At 66.9% G+C, this 2,721-nt stretch carries 3 protein-coding genes; all 3 read left to right on the top strand.

The window, feature by feature from the left end; translation table 11 throughout:
- Nucleotides 1–4 precede the first annotated feature (4 nt).
- A complete protein-coding gene (locus JYJ84_RS33475; RefSeq protein WP_175222441.1) occupies nt 5–706 on the top strand; it encodes a YoaK family protein in 702 nt (233 codons plus the stop codon).
- 318 nt (nt 707–1,024) lie between these two features.
- Nucleotides 1,025–2,146, top strand: coding sequence for a porin (locus JYJ84_RS33470; protein WP_122946445.1), 1,122 nt, complete (start codon nt 1,025–1,027; stop codon nt 2,144–2,146).
- Nucleotides 2,147–2,521: 375 nt separating this feature from the next.
- Nucleotides 2,522–2,721: hypothetical protein (locus tag JYJ84_RS33465; RefSeq protein WP_205190043.1), on the top strand; the 200-nt coding region annotated here is incomplete at its 3' end.

The following is a 2,721-nucleotide window of genomic DNA, read 5'->3' as shown; positions in this document are numbered from 1 at the left end:
CTCGATGGATCTCGACGGCGCCAGCCGCAATCTCACTGTCGCCGCGTTGCTGACGCTGTCCGGCGGCTACCTCGACGCGTACACGTATGTCGGCCACGGCCACGTGTTCGCGAACACGATGACCGGCAACGTCGCGCTGCTCGGCATCAACCTGTCGGCCGGCGAATGGGCCGCCGCGCTGCATCACGTGCCGCCGCTCGGCGGCTTCGTGGTCGCGGTGTTCGTCGCGCACCTGCTCGGCCTCGCCGCGCAGCGCGGCTGGATGCGGCACACGGCGTTCACGAGCCTGCTTGTCGAGATCGCCTTTCTCGGCGTCGCCGCGAGCGGCCTCGTCGGCGCGTCGAGTGCCTGGCTGATTCCGGGGATTTCGTTCGTCGCGACACTGCAGACGCTGTCGTTCACCCATCTCGAGGAACTGTCGTACACGTCGGTGATGACGACCGGCAACCTGCGGCGCGCCGCGCAGAAGCTGTTCGTCGGGCTGATCCCGCGCTACGACGCGGGCGCGCTGCACGACTCGGCGCTGCTCGCGACGATCAGCTTCTGCTTCCTGGCCGGCGCGGTGGTCGGCGGCCTCGTCACGCGGCTCGTGCCGGACGTCGCGTTGTGGGGCGCCGTGCTGCTGCTCGTCGGCGCGTTCGCTGAAATCGTGCGGCGTGCGTGGCGTCGCCGCGCGACGCCCGGCGAGCCGCCGGTCGCGGCGTAACGGGGCATCCCGCCGGTGCGCCCGGCGGCTGCGTGTTCCCCTGCGCCCGCCGCCGGGTGAGTCTTACAGACCCGACGTACCGTAAGCCGCGTGGCCGAACGCTGCTGCGCGGCACCTGACGCCCGCCGGGCAAGCCTCGCACGCGCGGCGTTGTGCGCGGGCGACAGTTCCGCCGTTACCGCGCATTTCAATTTCTTTCAGCGATGGCACTCGTCATATGATTCAGCCCACATCGCGCGCGCCAAGAACGTGAGCGATCGCCACCCGGCTGCGCACGCGGCCGGCCATGAATGGAGACACCTACAAACAGGAAAGCTCATGAAGCAGACCACCCGACTCGCAGCCATCGCAGGGGGCGCCGCGCTCGCATTTGCCAGCCAGTACGCGGCCGCACAAAGCTCGGTCACGCTCTGGGGCGTCGCCGACGCCAGCATCCGCTACCTGACCAACGCCAACGCCAAGAACGACGGCCTGCTGTCGATGGCCAACGGCGCGATCACGAACAGCCGCTTCGGCATCTACGGCACGGAAGACCTCGGCGGCGGCCTGAAGGCCGTGTTCAACCTCGAGAGCGGCGTGAACCTGCAGAACGGCGGATTCGCCGACAGCGGCCGCCTGTTCAACCGCGCTGCGTACGTCGGCCTGCAGAGCCCGTACGGCACGGTGACCCTCGGCCGCCAGAAGACGCCGCTGTTCGACCTGCTGTCGGACACCTACGATCCGCTGACGGTCGGTAACTACCTCGAAAACGCGTGGCTGCCGGTCGCACTCGGCGGCGGCCTGTATGCGGACAACCAGATCAAGTACACGGGCAAGTTCGAAGGTCTGACCGCGAAGGCGATGTACTCGACCGGCACCAACTACGAATCGACCGGCGCCGGCGGCTTCTCGGGCCAGATCCCGGGTTCGCTCGGCAAGGGCAATGCGTGGGGCGTGTCGCTGTCGTACGTGATGGGCCCGCTCAGCATCGCGGCCGGCGCGCAGCAGAACAGCGACAACTCGGCGCGCAAGCAGACGATCTACCACGCGAACGTCGTGTATGCGTTCAGCAAGGCGAAGATCTACGCGGGCTACCTGCGCTCGAAGGACGACACGGGCTTCGTCGACAGCCTGCTCGCGCAGCAGTCGATTCCGGTCGCGAAGGGCACCGGCCGGATCGACGACGGTCCGTTCGCCGGCGTGAGCTGGCAGGTCAGCGCGCCGCTGACGCTGACGGGCGCGTTCTACTACGACCATATGCGTAACGCGATGACCACCAACGGCACGCTCGCGAGCGGCAACCGTTACGCGGTCGTAGGCATCGCCGAGTACGCGCTCAGCAAGCGCACAGAAGTCTACGGCACCGTCGACTTCAACAAGACGACCGGCGCGGCGAACGTCGAGCTGCCGGGTCGCAGCAACCAGACCGGCATCGCGATCGGCCTGCGCAATATCTTCTGACGAACGTCGGAACGCACGCGCCGGCACTCGTCCGGCACGCATCGAAGGGGCGCCGCCAGGCGCCTCTTTTTTTTCGTCACGCGACCTTCATACGCGCGCACGACTATTCGGCGAATGCTTCATCACGAGACCCCCGCGCCGTAAGGGTTCCGTCGGCAATCCAGAACATACTTTTACAGTACGCGCGCAGGCTTTCCGCTACGCTGCGTGCATCGCCCGTTGCGTGCCGTGAGGCGCGCGCGTGCGTCGTTCCGGTCGCGCTCGGCGAGTGCGGCCGGCCAGGTGCGTAACTTGTGTATCCGGTGATGACAATCGCGGTCCGCCGGTTTTTTTCGTGGGACGATGCGCTCACGATTTTCTTGAAAGGGGATGACGATGGGTATCCTGAACACCGTGGGTGAAATCGCTGGCGCAGTCGCAGCTGTCGAAGGTGCGGAAAAGCTGGATCCGGATGCGGGCCTGCTGACCAAGGCGGCGGCAGCCGTCGCCGGCTTCAAGGGTGCGGAAGCGATCGAAGGCATGCTCGAGAAGAAGGAAGAGCAGCCGCAGCAGGCGGACGACACGCAGGCGACGGA

Source organism: Burkholderia sp. LMG 13014 (assembly GCF_905232215.1).
GTDB lineage: Bacteria > Pseudomonadota > Gammaproteobacteria > Burkholderiales > Burkholderiaceae > Burkholderia.
This window is presented reverse-complemented; position numbering and strand designations above follow the sequence as displayed.